Source organism: Streptomyces himastatinicus ATCC 53653 (assembly GCF_000158915.1).
GTDB classification, from domain to species: domain Bacteria; phylum Actinomycetota; class Actinomycetes; order Streptomycetales; family Streptomycetaceae; genus Streptomyces; species Streptomyces himastatinicus.
Genome location: NZ_GG657754.1, coordinates 1,863,318 through 1,882,594, shown reverse-complemented (window position 1 = coordinate 1,882,594; position 19,277 = coordinate 1,863,318). Strand labels below are relative to the sequence as shown.

Below are 19,277 nucleotides of genomic sequence, written 5' to 3'. Positions count from 1 at the left end.
CTGGCCGTGGCGGCCCTGAGCCTGCTCACGTACGGCCGCACCGCCCGCCAGGGCGCCTGGACGGGGTTCGCGTTCGGGCTGCCGTTCTTCGTGCTGCTGCTGAAGTGGCTACACGTGGTCGGCTGGGACGCGGTGATCGGCCTGTCCGTCATCGAATCGCTCTTCCTGGTGCTGATGGGCGCCGGGTTCGCGCTGGTCTCCCGGCTGCCGGTGCCGTCCCTGTGGCCGCTGTGGACGGCCTGTCTGTGGGTGACCGAGGAGTGGGCCCGGGACCGGGTGCCGTTCGGCGGCTTCCCCTGGGGCCGGCTGGCTTTCGCCAACACCGGGTCGCCGTTCACCCCGCTCGCCGCGGTCGGCGGCGCCCCGCTGGTCACCTTCGCCGTCGCGCTGACGGGCGGACTGCTGGCCTCCGCCGCGCTCGCCCTGTGGCGGCTGCGGGCGGAAGGGCGCCTCTCGGTGCGGGGCGCGCTGCCCGCCGCCGGTGCGGTCGTCGTCGCGGCCGCCGTGACCGCGGCCGGATTCGCGGTGCCGATCCCGACGAAGGCGGACGACAGCGTGGACGTGGCCGTCGTCCAGGGCAATGTGCAGCAGGCGGGCATGGACTTCCTGGGCCGCCCCATGAAGATCCTCAACAACCACGTGGACGCCACGCTCGACCTGGCCAAGGACGTCAAGGCCGGCCGGATCAAGAAGCCCGACCTCGTCATATGGCCGGAGAACTCCTCCGACCTGGACCCCTTCCAGTACCGGGAGGCGTACGCCCGGATCGACGAGGCCGTGAAGGCGATCGGCGTGCCGGTGCTGGTCGGCGCCCTGGTCGACCATCCCCGTAAGCCGGGCTATGTGTTCAACGAGGGCATCGTCTGGGACCCCAAGGACGGCCCCGGTGCCTCGTATACCAAGCAGCACCCGGTGCCCTTCGGTGAGTACGTGCCGTTCCGCAAGGAACTGAGCAAGATCATCACCCGGCTCCAGCGCGTCCCCCGCGACTTCTACCCCGGCGACCACACCGGGCTGATGAAGGTCGGCCCGGCCCGGCTGGGCGATGTGATCTGCTTCGAGGTCGCGTACGACGAGATCGTCCGCGACACGGTCAACGCGGGCGCCCGCGCGCTCGTCGTCCAGACCAACAACGCCACCTACGGCCGCACCGGCCAGCCCGAGCAGCAGCTGGCCATGTACCGGCTGCGGGCCGTCGAGCACGGCCGCCCGGTGATCAGCGCGGCCACCAGCGGGATCAGCGCGGTCGTCGCGCCGGATGGCACGATCGAGCAGCGGACGAAAGAATTCACGCAAGATGTGCTCACCGCGCGCATCCCGCTGCGTGACGGCACGACCCTCGCCGACCGCGTCGGTGCGACCCCGGAGTGGGTGCTCGCTATGGTGGGCGTTCTGTCCTGCGCGGCCGCGATCATGATCGGCCGTCGGGGACGTACGGACAAGAAGGGGCAGTAGCCGTGAGCGACGCACGCGAGGCCGAGGAGCCGCGCACCGGGGCCGAGGAGCCGACCACCGAGGCCGACCAGCCGCGCACCGAGGCCGACAGGCCGGGCACCGCAGACGGGGGTCCGGAGCCGCGCCGCACCGGCCAGGACGACGGCGGGCGGCGGAAGTACGGCCCGCTCGGCACCGTCCTGGTGATCATTCCCACGTACAACGAGGCCGAGAACATCGCGCCGATCGTCGCCCGGGTCCGGGAGTCCGTACCGGACGCCCACATCCTCGTCGCCGACGACAACAGCCCGGACGGCACCGGCAAGGTCGCCGACGAGCTTGCGGTCGAGGACGACCACGTCAAGGTCCTGCACCGCAAGGGCAAGGAGGGCCTGGGCGCCGCCTATCTGGCGGGCTTCCGCTGGGGCATCGAGCACGGCTACGGCGTTCTGGTGGAGATGGACGCGGACGGCTCGCACCAGCCCGAGGAGCTGCCCCGGCTGCTCACCGCGCTCAAGGGCGCGGACCTGGTGATCGGTTCGCGCTGGGTGCCCGGCGGGCGGATCGTCAACTGGCCCAAGTCCCGCGAGTTCATCTCCCGGGGCGGCAGCACGTACTCCCGGCTCATGCTGGACGTGCCGATCCGCGACATGACGGCCGGTTACCGGGCCTTCCGCAAGGAGACCCTGGAGGGGCTCGGCATGGAGGCCGTCGCCTCCCAGGGCTACTGCTTCCAGATCGACCTGGCCTGGCGCGCCGTCAAGGCGGGCTTCCACGTCATCGAGGTCCCCGTCACGTTCATCGAGCGAGAGCGCGGGGAGAGCAAGATGAGCCGGGACATCGTCACCGAGGCGGCCTGGCGCGTCATGTCCTGGGGCGTGGGCTCACGGGTCAACAAGCTGCTGGGCCGCAAGGAGCCGTAGGGGGCCGTGCGCGCTCGGAGTAGTCCCACGGGCGGCGTTCCGTCATCTGCCGGACACTGAAGGCGGAAGGAGGCGGAACATGCCCAAGACGACCATGAAGAGCAGCAAGCGCACACAGCGCAGGACGATGGCCCCCAAGGGTGCGAAGTCCGGCGGCATGGAGGCGCGTACCAAGGAGGACCTGTACCGCGAGGCCCAGAAGGCCGGGATCGAGGGCAGGTCGCAGATGTCGAAGAGTCAGCTGATCTCCGCTCTGCGCCGTAGCCGCTGACACCGAGACAGCCGGGCGTCCACAGGCACAAGTGCCGGGACGCCCGGACATCCAGACGCCGAAACGATCCGCTAGCGGATCCCCGGGACGGTCAGCGCGGTCAGCAGTGCCGTCCCGGCAACCATCCAGGCGACGTAGTCGCCGACGTGCCCGGACTGGAGTCGCCGTACGGGCGCGAGCAGCGCGGCCGCCCCGGTGCGGGCGGGCCGCCGCACCGCGAGTGCGGCCAGGGCGATGGCGAGGGCCGTGGAGAGCAGCCCGAGCAGGAGCCCGGCCGCCGACCAGTGCGGCGGCACGAACGCCGGGGCGGACGCCGCGCGTCCGCCGAGCACCGCGTGCTGGTAGCCGGGGCCGTCGGTGAACAGCGCCCCGGCCCGCCCGGCGGCCGACGCCAGCGGCGGGATGACCCCGACCGCCAGCGCTCCGGCCAGCAGCACCGCCGGTACGGCCAGCATCGGCACCGGGATCCGCCCGAGGCGGCCGCCGGTCTCCGGCTCCTCCTCACCGGTGGTCTCCGGGCCCGAACTCCGCCCGTTGTGCGGCGGCCGGCCCGCCCCGGCGAAGACCCGCAGGGCCACCCGCAGCACCGCGCCGCCGGTCACCGCCGACACCACGACGTACAGCGCGGGCAGCCAGCCCGCCGCATGCCCGGCGGCCTCCTCCGCGACCGCCTTGCCGAGCCCGGATCCGAACGGCGGCAGCCCGCACAGCGCCAGGCCGCCGACCGTGAACAGGACCCCCACCAGGCGGAGTTCCCGGGCCTTCCCGTACAGCTCGTGCTCGTCCACGGAGGCGTACCGGTCGAGCAGGATGCCCGCGCACGCGAACAGGGCCGCCTTCACGCCCGCGTGACCGGCGACGTAGAGCGCCGTCCCGGAGACGGCGTCGGGGGAGAGCACGGCCAGACCGGTCAGGAACAGCCCGGTGTGGGCCACCGTGGAGAACGCCAGCAGCCGCTTGAGGTGGCGCTGCTGCCAGCACATGAGCGCGCCCAGCACGGCTGTGAGCACCCCGAGGGCCAGCAGCGCGTGGGTGAAGGCGGAGTGCGCGATGCCGCCCGGGCCCGCGAAGACCGTCCCGTAGACCCGGCCGACCCCGTACACCCCCAGCTCCACCATGACGCCGGACAGCAGCATGCACACCGGCGTGGGGGCGACCGCGTGGGCGTCGGGCAGCCAGAAGTGGAAGGGCACCGCGGCCGCCTTCACCAGCAGACCCGTCGTCACCAGGACGAACGCGACGAGTACGAGGGCGTCCGGAGGGCCCGTGTCCAGCGCCCGCCCGAGCTGGGCGAAGCCCAGCTCCCCGGTGCGCGCGTACAGCAGCGTGATGCCCAGCAGCATGCAGTAGGCGCCGAGGGAGTTCACCACGCCGAAGGCCAGCGCCCCCTGGAGCGGCTTCGGCTCCTCCACCCGGAAGCCGGTCAGGGCGTACGCGACGACGCCCATCAGCTCGAAGAAGACGAACGCGTTGAACAGGTCCCCGGTCAGCGCGAAGCCGCACATGCCCGCCTGGAAGAGCAGGATCAGCGCCGTGAAGGAGCCGGTGTGGCCCCGCGGCGGCTCCTCGAAGTAGCGCCAGGAGTAGACCAGGACGGCCACCACCAGCAGCGAGACCAGCGCCGCGAGCCCAGTGCCCAGCGGATCGCCCACCAGCACGATGCCCACGCCCTCGCCCCGCACCGGGTGCCAGCCGCCCACCCATTCCACGGGACGGCCCGTGGAGTGCCCCGCCAGGATCAGCGTCGTCGCGGCGGTGGCGGCGGCGAAGGCGCAGCCCAGGACGTCCGAGGCGAGCCGGGGCAGCCGCCGCCCGGCGGCCACCAGCACCGCGGCGCCGAACAGCGGTACGGCCACCACCAGCGGCAGCAGCCGCGCGGCGTCCATCCGGTCAGCCCTTCAGCTCGGACAGCGCGTCCGGGTCGACCGTGCCGTGCCGTTTGCGGAGCTGGACGACGAGGGCGAGCAGCAGCGCGGTCACCGTCGCGCCCACCACGATGTCGGTGAGGGCGAGCGCCTGGACCACCGGGTCGACCACGCGGCTGTCGGTGGGCGCGTCGGAGAACACCGGAGCGGTGCCGCCGCGGCGGTAGCCGACGGCGAGCAGCAGCACATACGTGGAGGACTGGGCGACGGCCAGGCACCCCACGGCGTGGATCAGGTTCCGGCTGGTCACCAGCCCGTACACCCCGATCAGGAAGATCCATCCGGCGATCAGGTACGGCAGGACCGTCACACCCGCTCCTTTCCGTCGTTTCCGTGGTCGTTTCCGTCGTCGGCGTGTCCGATCTCCACGGCCTGGTCCAGGAACCGGGCCAGCAGGACGACGATCCCGCTGGTGACCTCGATACCGACGGCCGCGTTCAGCAGGATCACCGTGCCGCCGGAGGACAGGGTGGCGAAGGTGCCCAGGGGGAGGACGTTGGCGAGGAACGCCGAGCCCGCGAGGAGGGCCCCGAGCCCGGTGACGACATAGGCCGCCTCGCCGGCGGCGTCCCCGATCTCGTACAGGGGGACCGGCCGGACGCGCTCCAGCGCCCGGTAGTCGGCGGCGAGGTAGAGGAGGTGCAGCGCGGTCGCCGTGACCACCCCGCCCTGGAAGCCGCCGCCCGGGCTGATCTGGCCGTGTGCGATCACATAGAGGCCGATCAGCATCGCGAACGGCAGCATCGCCAGCGCGAACCAGCGCACCCGGGGACGCACCACGGCGGGCTCGGGCCGCGTCCGCTGCTCGTCGGCGGTCTGGCGGAGCAGGACGACGGTGCCGAGCACGGCGGCGAACAGGATCGTCTCCTCGCCGAGGGTGTCCAGGGCGCGCAGGTCGAAGTTCACGGACGCGATCACGTTGGCCGTGTGGTGGCTCAGGGCGGCGCGCACGGCCCGCTCCCCGTACGGATGGTGGACCGAGCCGAACGGCGGCAGGGAGAAGCAGGCGGTGACGAACACCATCGCGAAGGCGGCCGCTCCCACGAGGAAGAGCCACAGCCGTCCCCGGGCGGTCATCGCTCGCGCCCCTTGTCCGTGCTGTCACCGGGGCGGCGGCGCACCTTCCGTACGGTCAGCAGGATCATCAGCGGGGTCACCGCGGAGCCCACCGCGAGCTGGGACAGCGCGACGTCCGGGGCCTGGAGGAACGTGAACAGCAGGGCCAGCGCCAGCCCGAGGAACGACAGCACGAGCGCCTGCCGCACCGGGTCGCGGTTGAGCACGGCGGCGGTGGCGGCGCCCGCGACCAGCAGCAGCGCCACGACGATCAGGACATCGGTCATGCCGTACGGCCCCCGTCCGCCGCGGCCTTCCGCCCGCGGCCGCCGCCCGCGCCGGTCACCACGCTGCCCGCGATCAGCAGCGCCCCGATCAGCAGCAGCTTCGCCATCGCCCGGCCGGGCCCGGCCGCCACGCACAGCGGCAGCACGATCGCCGGAACCCCGAGCAGAGCCGTCCGGCGCACCAGCCGGGAGCCGGGCAGGACGCCGAGGAAGCGGGCGTAGATCAGCGTGCCGGTGGGCCCGAGTACGGACAGCACCAGCGCGACGTCCACGTACGCGGGGCGGCCGAAGCCCTGCGCGGCCGGGAGCAGCGCCAGACCGCCCAGCAGCGAGCTGAGGTTCTGGGCGATCAGCCGGTCCTCCGGCGCCCCGCGGGAGACCCGCCACAGCACCGGTACGAGGGCGAGCAGCGGCACCAGCGCCACCGCCAGCCAGCCGTCGTCCGCCCTCACCGGCCCGTCACCACCCGGCGCGCGGCGCGGGCGACGAGGGCGGTGGGCAGCGCGGCGGCCGCGCCCACCATGACCTCCAGGGAGTCGACGGTGCTGATGAGCACCAGCCAGACCCCGGTCAGCACCAGCCACCAGGCCAGTACTTCGAGCACACCGGACATTCCGCCACCTCCGCGGCGGCGGGTACCCGGACCGCCGCCGCCGATTCCCCGTGGATACGCGTCCGGGGCTGCCTGGATCCACCACCCGGGGTCCGTACAGCGCTCGGGCCCGGGCACACTTGGAGGCATGATGACCGGCGCATCCCCGCAGAGCGACCCGACCCGCCCGAAGCGCAGCCGTGCCCGCACTTTCGTGCCGCTGGGCATCGCCGCCTGGCTGGTGCTGGAGATCTGGCTGCTGACCCTGGTCGCGGAGGCGGCCGGTGGGCTCACCGTCTTCCTGCTGCTGATCGCGGGCGCGGTCGGCGGCGCGGCCGTCGTCAAGCGGGCGGGGCGCCGGGCCTGGCAGAACCTGGCCCGGACGATGCAGCAGGGCGCCGAGCCCGCCGAACAGCCGGGACGTACCGGCAACTCCTTCACCATGCTCGGCGGGCTGCTGCTGATGATCCCGGGGCTGATCTCGGACGTGGCCGCGCTGCTGTGCCTGTTCCCGCCGACGGCGGCGGTGCTGCGGCGGCGTGCCGAGTCCGCGCTGTCGCGCCGGATGGGCTACACGCCGGGCTCGCTGGGCGTCGCCTTCGGGCAGGGCGGGCCGGGGCGGCAGCCGGGGTCGGGCTCGGGTTCGGATTCGGCCGGGGGCTCGCGGGACGGCCAGGTCATCCAGGGCGAGGTGGTCCGCGACGACGTGAGCCGGGACGACACGGGCCGGGGCGATGTGGTCCGGGACGACAAGGACTGATCGAGAAGCGCACAGAAAAGCGCACAAGGGCCGGGGCCACTGCTCAGCAGTGGACCCAGCCCTTGTACGTCAGTACTGCCGTGTAGAGATCAGGCAGACTTACGGCTCGTGTCGCGCGGATGCACGGCGATGTTCATGGCGCCCGACCGCAGGATCGCCAGCCGCTCGGCCAGCACCTCCTCCAGTTCTTCACGGGTACGCCGCTCCATGAGCATGTCCCAGTGCGTGCGCGCGGGCTTGCCCTTCTTCTCCTCAGGTCCCTCGCCGTCCACCAGGAGTGCCATGGCGCCGCACGCCTTACACTCCCACTCCGGCGGAATCTCCGCCTCCACCGAGAACGGCATCTCGAATCGGTGTCCGTTCTGGCATGCGTACTCCACCGCCTGGCGCGGGGCCAGATCGATGCCGCGGTCGGTCTCGTAGCTGGTCACCACGAGTCGCGTGCCGCGAAGAGCTCGCTCACTCATGAATCGTGCCTCCCGGGCTTCTCGCCCACAGGACAGGTGTCGCTGTCGTCGTCATCCGGTCAACGTCCGGTCGGCGGTGAAGATTCCCGTACTGGGACATGCGTCGCCCGTCGTGCCGCCCCGTTGTTCTACCCACAGGCGCCCGGTTTGTCACATCTGGCAGCAGATGTCACCCAGCGTTTCTCTTGCTTTAGCGCGCAGTAACGGTCCGCCTGGTGGGCCAAGGGCGTACACTACCGCTCCACGCACGCGAGGGCTAAATCAGGTCACGGATCGGACTCCGTGGACCGCCCTGCGCCACCACCGGTGAACTCTCCGTCGTCTCCTCGGGAGCGTCTCCGGTCGCTTCGCCGGTGGCTGAGGGTATCGCGAACAGGCCCAGGAAGTACTGCGAAAGCGGCCCGATGGCCAGCGCGTACAGAACCGTGCCCACTCCCACCGAGCCGCCCAGCGCGAACCCCGTGGCCAGCACGGCCACCTCGATCCCGGTCCGCACCAGCCGGACCGACCGGCCGGTGCGCTGGTGCAGCCCCGTCATCAGGCCGTCCCGCGGCCCCGGGCCGAACCGCGCCGAGATGTACAGCCCGGTGGCCGCGCCGCCCACCACGATCGAGGCCAGCAGCAGGGGAACGCGCAGCGCCAGCGCGTCCGGCTGCGGTACGAGCCACAGGGTGGCGTCCACCGTGACCCCGATCACCATCACGTTCGACACCGTGCCCAGTCCCGGACGCTGCCGCAGCGGAATCCACAGCAGGAGCACGGCGGCCCCGACGATGATCGTCACCGTGCCGAACGACAGCGGGGTGCGCTTGACGATCCCCTGGTGGAACACGTCCCACGGATCGAGCCCGAGCGCGGCGCGCACCTGGAGCCCCATGCCCACGCCGTACAGCACGAGCCCTCCGTAGAGCTGGACGAGACGACGGGCGAGACGGGAGCCCCCCGAGGGTTCCTTGGACAACGTGTACTCCTGAGGGTGAGCGGCCACTTCGGTGTGGACTGGTGCCATTGGCCGATGGCATGTCACTCTGATGCCTGGGACCAGTCCAGTTCCATGGCCAATCCGGGAAAGGTGGACCGCAACCGATGAGTCCGTGGACCTCTGCGGTGGGGGCACCTCAACTGGCCCGCCTGCTCGGCTCCCAGCACACCCGCGAGGCGACCGTGCCGAGCCCCGTCGCGTCGCTCAACGGCGGCCGCCGCGTCCCCGCCTACCGCGCGCTCGCCGACGGCGTACGGCTGCTCCTGCTGGAGGGCCGGGTCCCGGTCGCGGCCCGGCTGCCCGCCGAGCGCGAACTCGCCGCGGCGCTCGCCGTCAGCCGCACCACCGTCGCCGCCGCCTACGAGGCGCTGCGCGGCGAGGGGTTCCTGGAGTCGCGGCGCGGCGCGGGCAGCTGGACCGCCATGCCCGCCGGAAGCCCGCTGCCCACCCGCGGACTCGACCCGCTGCCCCCAGAGGCCGCCGCCTCCGTCATCGACCTCGGCTGCGCCGCGCTCCCCGCCCCCGAGCCCTGGCTGACCCGCGCGACGCGCGGCGCCCTGGAGGAGCTGCCGCCGTACGCCCACACCCCACGGCGACTACCCCGCGGGCCTGCCCGCCCTGCGCCAGGCGCTGGCCGACCGGTACACCGCCCGCGGCGTACCGACCATGCCCGAACAGATCATGGTCACCACCGGCGCCATGGGCGCCGTCGCCGCCACCTGCCGGCTCATGGTCCGCCCCGGTGAGCGCGTCGCCGTCGAATCGCCCAGCTACGCCAACGTCCTCCAGCTGATGCGGGAGGCGGGCGCCCGGCTGGTGCCCGTCGCGATGGCCGACCGGCTCGCCGGCTGGGACATCCCGGCCTGGCGCCAGGTCCTCGGCGCCGCCGCGCCCCGTATGGCCTATGTCGTCGCGGACTTCCACAACCCCACCGGCGCGCTCGCCACCGACGAGCAGCGCCGCGGCCTCGTCGACGCCGCCCGCGCGGCCGGGACGGTCCTGATCGCCGACGAGACCATGACCGAACTGCGGCTGGACGACGACGTCGAGCTGCCCCGCCCGGTCTCCGCCTTCGACCCGGCGGGCAGCACCGTCATCACCGTCGGTTCCGCGAGCAAGTCCTTCTGGGCCGGGCTGCGCATCGGCTGGGTCCGTGCCGCACCCGACGTCATCCGCAGCCTGGTCGCCGCCCGCGCCTACGCCGACCTGGGCACGCCGGTCATCGAACAGCTCGCCGTCGCCTGGCTGTTGAACACCGGCGGCTGGGAAGAGGCGATCGAGGTCCGCCGCGCGAACGCCCGGGACAACCGGGACGCGCTCGTGGCCGCCGTACGACGCCACCTCCCCGACTGGGAGTTCACCGTTCCGCACGGCGGCCTCACCCTCTGGGCCCGCACCGGCGGCCTCTCCGGCTCCCGTATCGCGGAGGCCGGGGCCCGGCTGGGCGTCCGCGTCCCCTCGGGCCCGCGCTTCGGCGTGGACGGCGCCTTCGAGGGCTACGTCCGGCTCCCGTTCACGGTGGCGGGCGCGGTGGCCGACAAGGCCGCCGAGCGCCTGGCGGCGGCCGCGGACCTGGTGGCGACGGGCGCCACGGTGGAGGCGGAGACCCCGCGCACCTGGGTGGCCTGACCCGCCCTCTCCTCCCTGGGGCTCGCGGTCACTTGCGCGTGGCCACCACCCGCTCGCCCGGGGAGCCCGCGTCCGGCCCCGGCAGCAGCCGCAGCACCGCCCGCCGCTGCCCCTCGCTCGTCGCGTCGTCGTACGGATCGGGCGTGGCCGGCACCTGGAGCCGGTGCACCGGCCCCGCGCCGAGCCGCGCGTACCCCCGGCCCGCCGGTACCTCCGGCACCGGGGTGGTGGGCGGCGGGGCGCCCAGTACGGCGGTGGTCTGTTCGAGTGAGGCCGGGCCGAGGACCACTCGGGCGCGGGTGTGGAACCGTACGGCCTCGCTCAGGCCCTCCGCCGCGTCGAGCTGTTCGGCCACCACGACCCGTACGTTCGCCGCCCGCCCGTGCCGCAGCGGCACCTGGAGCAGCTCCTGCGGGTCCGTACGGCCGTCCGCCGCCGCTACATGGCTGATAAAAGACGGCCAGTCCAGCACGATCCACAGCGGGCGCTGGACGTCCTCCGGCGGCGGATGGCCGAACTGGCGGGCGCGGTTGGCGGCGAGCAGCCGCCGTTCGGTCTCGTGCCCGGCCCACTCCAGCGTCGCCAGCACCCCGGCGAGCCCGCATTCGACGGCCAGCACCCCGGCGCGGCCGCCGAGGCACGCGTACTCGCCGGATCCGCTGCCGTCCACCACCAGCACATCGCCGTGCGGCAGTGCCTGGAGCAGGATGGAGCGGAGCAGGGTGGTGGTGCCGCTGCCGGGGCGGCCGAGCGCCAGCAGATGCGGTTCGGTGGAGCGCGGCCCGGTGCGCCAGACGACGGGTGGCACGTCCCGCGTCGTCGCCGCGTCGTCCGCGTCGTCCGTGCCGGAGCCGTCCTCGGCCGTCTCGTCGTCGACGCCCTCCAGTACCGGCAGGGTCCGCCGCACGGACGACGCGTCCGTGAAGCCGAGCACCGTCTCGCCCGGCGCGGTCACGAAGCGCTGGGCGCAGATCGCGGTGGACAGAGCGGGCAGCACCGCCAGGGTGAGCCGGTTCGCCTCCTCGTCCCAGGTGAACAGGTACTCCCGGTCGCGCCCCGACTTCGCGTACAGCACCTGTTCGACGCGGGCCCGCGACTCGGCCTCGCCGTCCGTGAAGTACGCGGGGTACCGCAGCAGCAGCCGGGTCAGCCGCCCGTCCTCGTCGAAGTCGAACGACTCGAAGGGGCGCGACCACTCGCCGCCGTGGCAGTAGAGCGGGTCCGGGTCCTCGGCGGCGGCGAAGTACGGCACCAGCGCCTCGTAGATCAGACGCAGCCGCTCGGTCCCGTCGGCACTCGGCCCCGGGGAGGCGGGGGCGCGCACCCGCCCGGCCCAGCCCGCGGCGCCGAGCAGACCGATCGCCGAGGCCAGCGGTCCGTACGGCAGCAGGAAGACGACGAACAGACAGGCGGCCGCGACGAAGAACGCGGGCCCCCGCTGTTCGCCCGGAAGTTCCCCCCACCGGCGCCGGGCCCCGGCGGCGAGCACCCGCAAGCCCCGGGAGAGGGCGAGCAGCGGATGAAGGACGTCGGCGGCGCTGTCGGCCGCGGTGCGGGCGAACTCGCGGCCGCGGCGGAACGGGGCGCGCCCGGCGCCGCCGAGGCGGAGCCGGGGGAGCGGTGGCAGGCCCACGTCAGATCTTGATCCCGCCCAGCAGACTGGCGAGGCTTGCGCCACCGGCCTTGATGCTCGGGGCGATGGCGGTGCTCGCGAGGTAGAAGCCGAAGAGGGCGCACACGACGCCGTGGGATGCCTTGAGGCCGTCTTTGCGGAAGAAGATGAAGACGACGATGCCGAGCAGGACGACACCGGAAATGGACAGGATCATCTCGGTCTCCTGGCTGGGTGGGGACTCTCACCGTGAGTCATTCCAGGGTCACAGCATGTATCCATCCGGGGAAAGGTGCAAATGGGGAGATTGACGGCGCAAGCGCAACAATGGTCCCGTGCCGGTGATCACATGCACAGCGCGTGTGCGGGTAGCGGCATGCACAGGCAGTGAACGCACAGCTAGCGAAGCCGGAGGCGATACGCGATGAGCGCACCGAACCCCGAGAGCGAGCCCGCTCACGACCCGGAGGTGCTGCAACTGGCGGCCAAGGTCTTCGACCTGGCCCGGCACGGAGACACCGACACGCTCGCCGCCTACGTCGACGCGGGCGTTCCGGCCAACCTCACCAACGACAAGGGCGATTCGCTGCTCATGCTGGCCGCGTACCACGGCCATGCCGCGGCGGTGTCCGCCCTGCTGGAGCGCGGCGCCGACCCCAACCGCGTCAACGAGCGGGGCCAGACCCCCATCGCCGGGGCGGCCTTCAAGGGGGAGGAGGAGGTGCTGCGGGTCCTGCTGGCCGCCGGTGCCGACCCGCGCGCGGGCTCGCCCTCGGCGGTCGACACGGCGCGCATGTTCGGACGGGAGGACCTGCTCGCGCTGTTCGGGCCCGCGGGGTCGTAACGCCGGGCTCGTAGCGCACCGCAGCGATGGAGATCATGCCGCGCACCTTCCCTCCCGGAACCGGCCCGCGCCGGTTCCGGCAGGGCATGTGGCCCGCCTTCTGGATGCTCGGCAACGACATCGGCGGCGCGGGCCGGCCCAACTGCGGTGAGATCGACGTCATGGAGAACGTCGGCTACGAGCCCGGACGAGCGGCTGCTGGAGTGGGGCTCCGGAATCGAGTTGGTCCTCGGCGGCCTTTCCGCACCCGTATGATCGGTATCCAGTCCCATGTAGGGAGTTGGGGGCGCGATGACTGCCACTTGGTGGCTTATGCAAGGTGAGGCCACGGTCGGCGAGTTACGGCAGTACGGGGTCGACCAGCCGGTCTTCCTGTGCCACTTCACGCCCGGACCGGCTTGGGAAAAAGCCCGGGACAAGTTCGAGTCGTGGTCGGCGCTGCGCGGCCCGGACCCTGACGGAAGCCGTACCGCCCAGGTGATCAGATCCATCATGGACCTCGAACTGCGGCTGGTGCCCGCGGACGGCAGCCCCCCGATGGCGCTGTTCACGGAGTGCATCCTGCGGATCGACGGTCATACGGCCCGCCTGCGGTACTGAGCGCCCGTGTGCCGGTGAAGTACCCGTGCGCTGGTGAAGCGCTCGGCGGCTATCCGTCCGTCTTGCCCAGGACGAGCACCTGGATGGCCAGCACGGCGGCCCCCCGTGCCCAGTCGTTGAAATCGGAGACCTTGGTCTCCAGGTCGATCGGGTCCGCCAGCGGATGGCGATGGGCGGCGATGGTCCGCTGGATGGTCTCGCCCGCCACATCGACCAGACCGACCCCCTCCCCGGCGAGCAGGATCTTCTGCGGCATCGCGAAGTTGGCGATCTGCGCCACCAGGATGCCCAGCCCCCGCGCCGCCTCGTCGATCACCCGGCCGGTGACCGGGTCGCCGGATGCGGCGAGGGCGAGAATGCCGGGATAGTCGATCTCCCGGCCCAGCGCGGCCTGCACCTGGTAGCGGATGCTCGGGATGGAGAGCAGCGCGACCGCGCTGCCGCGCTCCCCGTCCGGGGTGAGGGGCCCGTTCGGATCGATGATCCAGCGCTTGCCCAGACCGTGGCCGTCCTCCGCGCCGCGGACCAGGGTGCCGCCGATGACCAGGCCGTATCCGATGCCCGCGCCGATCGTGAGCACCACGAAGCGGTCCAGCCCGCGCCCCGCGCCGAACCAGGTCTCGGCCTCGGTGAGGGCCACCACGTCGTTCTCCACCACCACCGGGAGCCCGGTGCGCCGCTCCAGGAGCTCGGCGAACGGGACGTCGTCCCAGTCCAGGAAGGCGGAGTCGACGACGGTGGACCGGCCCCGGACATGGCCGCCCACGCCCACGCCGATTCCGGCCAGCCGGGGGAAGTCGCGGCTGAAGTCCTGGACGAACGCATCGAGGAGGTCCGCGATTTCCTCGGGGTCATGGGTGCCGAGCGGACGGGTCCGCTGGGCCACGACCTCGCTCTTGAGCGTGGTGACCACGCCGTACACCGCATCGCCGGTGATCTTGAATCCGGCGAAGTAGCGGGACTCGGCCACGATGTCCAGCGGCTGGGAGGGTCGCCCCTGACCGCCGGTCCTGGCCGGACGGGACGCGTTCGGCCATGCCTCCTCGACCAGCAGCCCGGACTCGATCAGCGGCTTGGTCAGCCGGGTGAGGCTGCCCGCCGAAAGATCCAGTCGCTTGGCGATCTCACCGCGGGAAAGAGGGCCGTGCATCAGCACCTCGATCGCCACCGCCCGCTCGGCGGGACTCAGCGGTGCCCAACTGGCCGCCAGCGCACTCATCGAGCCTTCATCATCCACATCCCGGAGCCTATATATCTTTCCCGACGAAAACAATGGCGGGGTCCTGGGCTGTGGACAACGGGTTTTCCCCACCTCATGCACGGGTCTTGACAGCTCTATTTTTTCGTCACGAAACTAAACGGCCATGGACCACGTCATGGACAAGGGAGTCTTATGGCCATCGCCTCGCCCCACCGCGCGGGCGCCCACCGCCAGGGCGCCCACCGCCAGGACGCCCGCGGCGACGGGCTGCTCGCGGCGGCGTTCATCGCACCCGCTCTGTTCGGGTTCCTCGTCTTCCTCCTCTGGCCCACCCTGCGCGGCATCTATCTGAGCTTCACCCGGTTCAACCTGCTGACCCCGCCGGAGTGGGTGGGTCTGGACAACTACGTGCGCATGGTCAACGACCCCATCTTCTGGGACTCGTTGCGCGTCACCGTCGTCTACGTGGTCATGAACATCGGGGTGCAGACGGTCGTGGCCCTGCTGATCGCTGTCCTGATGCAGCGGCTGACCCAGTCGGCGTTCGTGCGCGGCATCGTGCTCACCCCGTATCTGGTCTCCAACGTGGTCACCGGCATCGTCTTCCTGTGGATGCTCGACACCCAGCTCGGCATCGGCAACCAGATCCTCGGCGCCCTCGGCTTCGGCCACATCGCCTTCTTCGGGAGCAAGACGTGGGCGATCCCCACGATCGCGCTCGTCAACGTCTGGCGGCACGTGGGCTACACGGCCCTGCTGCTCTTCGCCGGGCTCCAGGCGATCCCCAAGGACATGTACGAGGCGGGGCGGATCGACGGGGCGGGGGAGTGGCGGATGTTCTGGCGGATCTCGATGCCGCTGCTGCGCCCGATCCTCGCGCTCGTGCTCATCATGACCGTCATCGGGTCGTTCCAGGTGTTCGACACGGTCGCGGTCACCACCGCCGGAGGCCCGGCCAACGCCACCAACGTGCTCCAGTACTACATCTACGGAGCCGCGTTCGGACGGTTCCAGTTCGGCTACGCCTCCGCGATGTCCGTCGCGCTGCTGATCGTCCTCAGCGTGATCACCATCGTTCAGTACCGGCTCACCAAGGCCGGCCAAACGGATCTCGGTTAGGGAGCCCGTCATGGCATTGGCGACACCCACGAAACTCGGTGCCCCCAGCCCGGCCACCACCCGGACCGCGCTCACAGTGCGGCGCAGGCCCTCACCCGGCCGCGTCCTCGCCTGGGTGCTCATGGGCGGGGTCATGGTGGTGACGCTGTTCCCCTTCTACTGGATCCTGCGAACCGCGCTGTCCACCAACACCGCGCTCGCCGCCCACCCCTCCTCCCTGCTGCCCGTCGACATCAGCCTGGGCGGCTTCGCCCGGGTCTTCGGCCTCCAGAGCACCAAGGACGCCCTCGCCGAGGGCGGCGCGGGCGGCAGCCTCCACTTCTGGCGCTATCTGCTCAACTCGGTGCTCGTCTCGACGGTGATCACCTTCTGCCAGGTCCTGTTCTCCGCCATGGCCGCCTACGCCTTCGCCCGCCTCCGATGGCGCGGCCGGGACACCGTGTACGGGCTGGTGCTCGCCGGGCTCATGGTGCCCGCCGTCTTCACCCTGCTGCCGAACTTCGTCCTCATCAAGGAGCTGGGCCTGGTCGACAACCTGCTCGGCATCGCACTGCCCACGATGTTCATGACGCCGTTCGCCGTGTTCTTCCTCCGCCAGTTCTTCATGAACATCCCCCGGGAGATCGAGGAGGCCGCGCTGCTGGACGGGGCGGGAAAGGTGCGGGTCTTCTTCCGGCTCATCCTGCCGATGGCGGGAGCCCCGATCACGACCCTCGCCATCCTCACCTACATGACGTCATGGAACGACTACTTCTGGCCGCTCATGGTGTCCTACAGCGACAGCTCCCGGGTGCTCACCGTCGCGCTGAGCATCTTCCGCGCCCAGTCGCCGCAGACCGGGGTGGACTGGGCCGGACTGATGTCGGCGACGCTGGTCGCCGCGCTCCCGATGCTCCTGCTGTTCGCCGCCTTCGCCCGGCGCATCGTCAACTCCGTCGGCTTCACCGGAATCAAGTAGGAGGCAGCGATGGCAACGGCACGGACCTTCCGCACCCCTCGCGCACCGCGCGCCTTCCGCACCGCGGTCGCGCTCGGCGGAGCCGCCGCGCTCACCCTCGTGGCGGGCTGCGCACCGCAGGGCTCCTCGTCGGCCTCCACACAGCGGACCGTCAGCTACTGGCTCTGGGACGCCAATCAGCTGCCCGCGTACAAGGCGTGCGCGGAGGACTTCGAGAAGAAGAACCCCGGACTCACCATCAAGATCAGCCAAGTGGGGTGGGACGACTACTGGACCAAGCTCACCGCCGCGTTCATCTCGGACACCGCGCCCGATGTCTTCACCGACCACGTCTCCAAGTTCGCCCAGTTCGCCGACCTCGGGGTGCTCGCCCCGCTCGACGAGCTGCCCGCGACCAAGGGCATCAAGAACACCGACTACCAGCCCGGTCTCGGCGCCTCGTGGATCGGGCAGGACGGCCACCGCTACGGCGCCCCGAAGGACTGGGACACCGTCGCCCTCTTCTACAACAAGAAGATGGCCAAGGCCGCCGGGATATCCGCCAAGGATCTCGACTCGATGACCTGGAACCCCCGGGACGGCGGCACCTTCGAGAAGACCATCGCCCATCTCACCGTCGACCGGAACGGGGTCAGGGGGGATGAGCCGGGCTTCGACAAGAAGCACGTACGGACCTATGGCCTCGCGACCAACGTCGACGGCATTGACAACGGCCAGACCCAGTGGAGCGCCTTCGCGGCGTCGACCGGCTGGCAGTTCACGAACAAGAAGGTGTGGGGCGACCACTACAACTACGACCAGGCCGCCTTCAAGAACACGATCAAGTGGTACTACGGCCTGGCGAAGAAGGGGTACCTCCCGCCGTACGAGGACTACTCGGACTCCAATCAGCCGCAGACCCAGCTGGGTTCCGGCAAGGCCGCCATCGCGATGCACGGCTCCTGGATGATCTCGACCTTCGCGGGGCTCAAGGGTGTCGACGTCGGCACCGCCCTGACTCCCGTCGGGCCGTCCGGTCACCGCGCCACCATGATGAACGGCCTCGCCGACTCCATCAGCAAGCACGCGAAGAACAAGAAGGGCGCCGAGAAGTGGGTGGCCTATCTGGCGTCGAACGCGTGCCAGAAGACGGTCGGTGAACACGGCATCGTCTTCCCCGCGACCAAGGCGGGCACGGCGGTGGCAGCGGCCGCGTACCAGAAGGACGGCATCGACACCACGGCCTTCACCAAGCCGGTCGCCGACCGCACCACCTTCCCCTTCCCCATCACCAATTACGCCGCCGATATTCAGGCCCTGATGGCCCCCGCGCTGGAGGACATCTACGCCAACGGGGCGTCCGCGTCCGAGGTGCTCGACCGCACCAACAAGCAGATCAACTTCCTCTTCGACCAGTGACTCTTCGACCGATGAGTCCTTGACCAGTGAAAGGGCACTCCATGCCGTTCACCCTTGGCATCGTCGGCGCCGGGCAGTTCGCCGGCCAGTTCGCCAAGCTCTTCCAGGCCCACCCGGGCGTCGGGGACGTCACCGTCACCGATCTGCTGCCCGAGCGCGCGGACCGGCTGGTCTCCCAGTACGGGCTGGCCGGTACCCATCCCTCGTTCGAGGCCATGCTGGAGTCCGACGTGGACGCCGTCGCGCTGTTCACCCAGCGCTGGACCCACGGTCCCCTCGTCGTCCGGGCCCTGCGCGCCGGGAAGCATGTGTACTCGGCCGTGCCGATGGCCGTCAGCGAGGAGGAGATCGCCGCCATCATCGAGGCCGTCCGGGAGACCGGGCTGACGTACATGATGGGCGAGACCAGCCAGTACAACCCGGCCACCGTCTACGCCCGGGAGAAGATCACCGAGGGCGGCTTCGGGCGGCTCTTCTACGCCGAGGGCGACTACGTCCACGACATGGACCTCGGGTTCTACGAGGCGTACCAGTACAGCGGCGGCGAGAACTGGAAGTCCACCGCGAGCTATCCGCCGCTGCACTACCCCACCCACTCGGTCGGCGGGGTGCTGGGCGCCTGGCAGACCCACGCGGTGAGCGTGTCCGCGATAGGCGTCCGGGACGAGCGGGGGGACGGCGTCTTCGACCGGGAGGTCAGCCAGTTCGACAACGACTTCTCCAACGCCACCGCGCTCTTCGAGGCCGCCGGGGGCGGATCGTTCCGCATCAACGAGTTCCGGCGGGTGGGCTACCCCTCGCACATCCGCGAGTCGCGGTTCCGCTTCTTCGGCACCGAGGGCAGTCTCGAACAGCTCGCCACCGTGAGCTTCTGGCAGGACAAGAAGGGCGTCCAAGACGTCTCGGAGCACCTCCAGCCCGCGCCGACCCTGTCCCCCGACGATCCGTCGCTCGCCGAGGTCGCCCCCGCGCTGCGGGACGCCTTCACCTCGGGCAGCGCGCCCGTGCACGACCGGTCGCGGCTGCCGAAGGAGTTCGCCCAGTTGCCCAACGGTCACGAGGGCAGCCACCACTTCCTCGTTGACGACTTCGTCACCGCCGTCAACACCCGCACCCTGCCCACGGTGAACGCATGGGTCGCGGCCCGCTACACCCTGCCGGGCATCGTCGCCCACCGGTCCGCGCTCCAGGGCGGTGCCCGCCTGGACATCCCGGACTT

General features: G+C 71.3%; 21 protein-coding genes and 2 pseudogenes. 12 read left to right on the top strand and 11 right to left on the bottom strand.

What is annotated here, in order from left to right; all coding sequences use genetic code 11:
- The 3 genes from lnt to SSOG_RS07220 all read left to right on the top strand — a co-directional run.
- Positions 1–1,455, top strand: a 1,455-nt coding sequence (gene lnt / locus SSOG_RS07230) for an apolipoprotein N-acyltransferase (protein WP_106516366.1), incomplete at its 5' end; no start/stop codon positions are given.
- Between the two features lie 179 nt (positions 1,456–1,634).
- Entirely contained in the window at positions 1,635–2,357 is a 723-nt protein-coding gene (locus tag SSOG_RS07225) for a polyprenol monophosphomannose synthase (protein WP_050800284.1), read from the top strand.
- Between the two features lie 79 nt (positions 2,358–2,436).
- Positions 2,437–2,628, top strand: a complete 192-nt coding sequence (locus tag SSOG_RS07220) for a Rho termination factor N-terminal domain-containing protein (RefSeq protein ID WP_009713554.1) — start codon at positions 2,437–2,439, stop codon at positions 2,626–2,628.
- A gap of 71 nt (positions 2,629–2,699) precedes the next feature.
- Here the strand turns inward: SSOG_RS07220 and SSOG_RS07215 are convergent, their stop codons facing one another.
- From SSOG_RS07215 to SSOG_RS53325, 6 genes are read right to left on the bottom strand one after another with little or no spacing between them, the layout of a single operon-like run.
- The gene (locus SSOG_RS07215) at positions 2,700–4,514 is read right to left on the bottom strand and encodes a complex I subunit 5 family protein (protein WP_039936796.1); all 1,815 of its coding nucleotides are present in this window, start codon (positions 4,512–4,514) and stop codon (positions 2,700–2,702) included.
- A gap of 4 nt (positions 4,515–4,518) precedes the next feature.
- Complete coding sequence (locus tag SSOG_RS07210) at positions 4,519–4,863, bottom strand: sodium:proton antiporter (RefSeq protein WP_009713552.1); 345 nt, start codon at positions 4,861–4,863, stop codon at positions 4,519–4,521.
- Entirely contained in the window at positions 4,860–5,630 is a 771-nt protein-coding gene (locus tag SSOG_RS07205) for an MnhB domain-containing protein (protein ID WP_009713551.1), read from the bottom strand. Before SSOG_RS07205 ends, SSOG_RS07210 begins: the two co-directional genes overlap by 4 nt.
- Positions 5,627–5,896, bottom strand: coding sequence for a DUF4040 domain-containing protein (locus tag SSOG_RS07200; RefSeq protein ID WP_039936795.1), 270 nt, complete (start codon positions 5,894–5,896; stop codon positions 5,627–5,629). The genes SSOG_RS07205 and SSOG_RS07200 overlap by 4 nt, the downstream gene beginning before the upstream one ends.
- Positions 5,893–6,348, bottom strand: a complete 456-nt coding sequence (locus tag SSOG_RS07195; RefSeq protein ID WP_009713549.1) for an MrpF/PhaF family protein — start codon at positions 6,346–6,348, stop codon at positions 5,893–5,895. Before SSOG_RS07195 ends, SSOG_RS07200 begins: the two co-directional genes overlap by 4 nt.
- Positions 6,345–6,509, bottom strand: coding sequence for a hypothetical protein (locus SSOG_RS53325; protein WP_167542470.1), 165 nt, complete (start codon positions 6,507–6,509; stop codon positions 6,345–6,347). The genes SSOG_RS07195 and SSOG_RS53325 overlap by 4 nt, the downstream gene beginning before the upstream one ends.
- A gap of 127 nt (positions 6,510–6,636) precedes the next feature.
- Between SSOG_RS53325 and fxsA the strand changes: the two genes are divergently transcribed.
- On the top strand, positions 6,637–7,248 hold the full coding sequence (gene fxsA, locus SSOG_RS07190; protein WP_039936792.1) for an FxsA family membrane protein: 612 nt from the start codon (positions 6,637–6,639) through the stop codon (positions 7,246–7,248).
- An 89-nt stretch (positions 7,249–7,337) separates the two neighbouring features.
- Here fxsA and SSOG_RS07185 read toward each other — a convergent pair whose 3' ends face one another.
- Positions 7,338–7,715 carry an RNA polymerase-binding protein RbpA gene (locus SSOG_RS07185; RefSeq protein ID WP_009713547.1) on the bottom strand — a complete coding sequence of 126 codons (378 nt, stop codon included), beginning with the start codon at positions 7,713–7,715 and terminating at the stop codon, positions 7,338–7,340.
- A 256-nt stretch (positions 7,716–7,971) separates the two neighbouring features.
- Positions 7,972–8,724, bottom strand: a complete 753-nt coding sequence (gene yczE / locus SSOG_RS07180; RefSeq protein WP_009713546.1) for a membrane protein YczE — start codon at positions 8,722–8,724, stop codon at positions 7,972–7,974.
- A 77-nt stretch (positions 8,725–8,801) separates the two neighbouring features.
- On the opposite strand from yczE, the pseudogene SSOG_RS07175 reads away from it, so the two are divergent.
- Positions 8,802–10,326 (top strand): annotated as a pseudogene (locus tag SSOG_RS07175) (SCO1417 family PLP biosynthesis transcription factor).
- 28 nt (positions 10,327–10,354) lie between these two features.
- Here SSOG_RS07175 and SSOG_RS07170 read toward each other — a convergent pair.
- Positions 10,355–11,959 carry an RraA family protein gene (locus SSOG_RS07170; RefSeq protein ID WP_050799804.1) on the bottom strand — a complete coding sequence of 535 codons (1,605 nt, stop codon included), beginning with the start codon at positions 11,957–11,959 and terminating at the stop codon, positions 10,355–10,357.
- Between the two features lies 1 nt (position 11,960).
- Positions 11,961–12,155: a hypothetical protein gene (locus SSOG_RS07165; protein WP_039936790.1), complete on the bottom strand. Its 195-nt coding sequence runs from the start codon at positions 12,153–12,155 to the stop codon at positions 11,961–11,963.
- Between the two features lie 207 nt (positions 12,156–12,362).
- On the opposite strand from SSOG_RS07165, the gene SSOG_RS07160 reads away from it, so the two are divergent.
- The 3 genes and pseudogenes from SSOG_RS07160 to SSOG_RS07155 all read left to right on the top strand — a co-directional run bounded on the left by SSOG_RS07160 (position 12,363) and on the right by SSOG_RS07155 (position 13,382).
- On the top strand, positions 12,363–12,782 hold the full coding sequence (locus SSOG_RS07160) for an ankyrin repeat domain-containing protein (RefSeq protein ID WP_009713542.1): 420 nt from the start codon (positions 12,363–12,365) through the stop codon (positions 12,780–12,782).
- An 80-nt stretch (positions 12,783–12,862) separates the two neighbouring features.
- Positions 12,863–12,967: pseudogene (locus SSOG_RS50900) on the top strand (glycoside hydrolase family 16 protein); the annotation flags it as partial.
- 106 nt (positions 12,968–13,073) lie between these two features.
- On the top strand, positions 13,074–13,382 hold the full coding sequence (locus SSOG_RS07155) for a hypothetical protein (RefSeq protein ID WP_009713540.1): 309 nt from the start codon (positions 13,074–13,076) through the stop codon (positions 13,380–13,382).
- A 49-nt stretch (positions 13,383–13,431) separates the two neighbouring features.
- Here the strand turns inward: SSOG_RS07155 and SSOG_RS07150 are convergent, their stop codons facing one another.
- On the bottom strand, positions 13,432–14,601 hold the full coding sequence (locus tag SSOG_RS07150; protein ID WP_009713539.1) for an ROK family transcriptional regulator: 1,170 nt from the start codon (positions 14,599–14,601) through the stop codon (positions 13,432–13,434).
- A gap of 174 nt (positions 14,602–14,775) precedes the next feature.
- Here SSOG_RS07150 and SSOG_RS07145 point away from each other — a divergent pair, with 174 nt between their 5' ends.
- From SSOG_RS07145 to SSOG_RS07130, 4 genes are all read left to right on the top strand, one after another.
- Complete coding sequence (locus SSOG_RS07145; protein ID WP_009713538.1) at positions 14,776–15,702, top strand: carbohydrate ABC transporter permease; 927 nt, start codon at positions 14,776–14,778, stop codon at positions 15,700–15,702.
- Between the two features lie 10 nt (positions 15,703–15,712).
- Positions 15,713–16,660 carry a carbohydrate ABC transporter permease gene (locus SSOG_RS07140; RefSeq protein WP_050799802.1) on the top strand — a complete coding sequence of 316 codons (948 nt, stop codon included), beginning with the start codon at positions 15,713–15,715 and terminating at the stop codon, positions 16,658–16,660.
- 9 nt (positions 16,661–16,669) lie between these two features.
- Positions 16,670–18,058, top strand: a complete 1,389-nt coding sequence (locus SSOG_RS07135) for an ABC transporter substrate-binding protein (protein ID WP_009713536.1) — start codon at positions 16,670–16,672, stop codon at positions 18,056–18,058.
- 41 nt (positions 18,059–18,099) lie between these two features.
- On the top strand, positions 18,100–19,277 hold a 1,178-nt coding region (locus tag SSOG_RS07130), incomplete at its 3' end, for a Gfo/Idh/MocA family protein (RefSeq protein WP_039936787.1).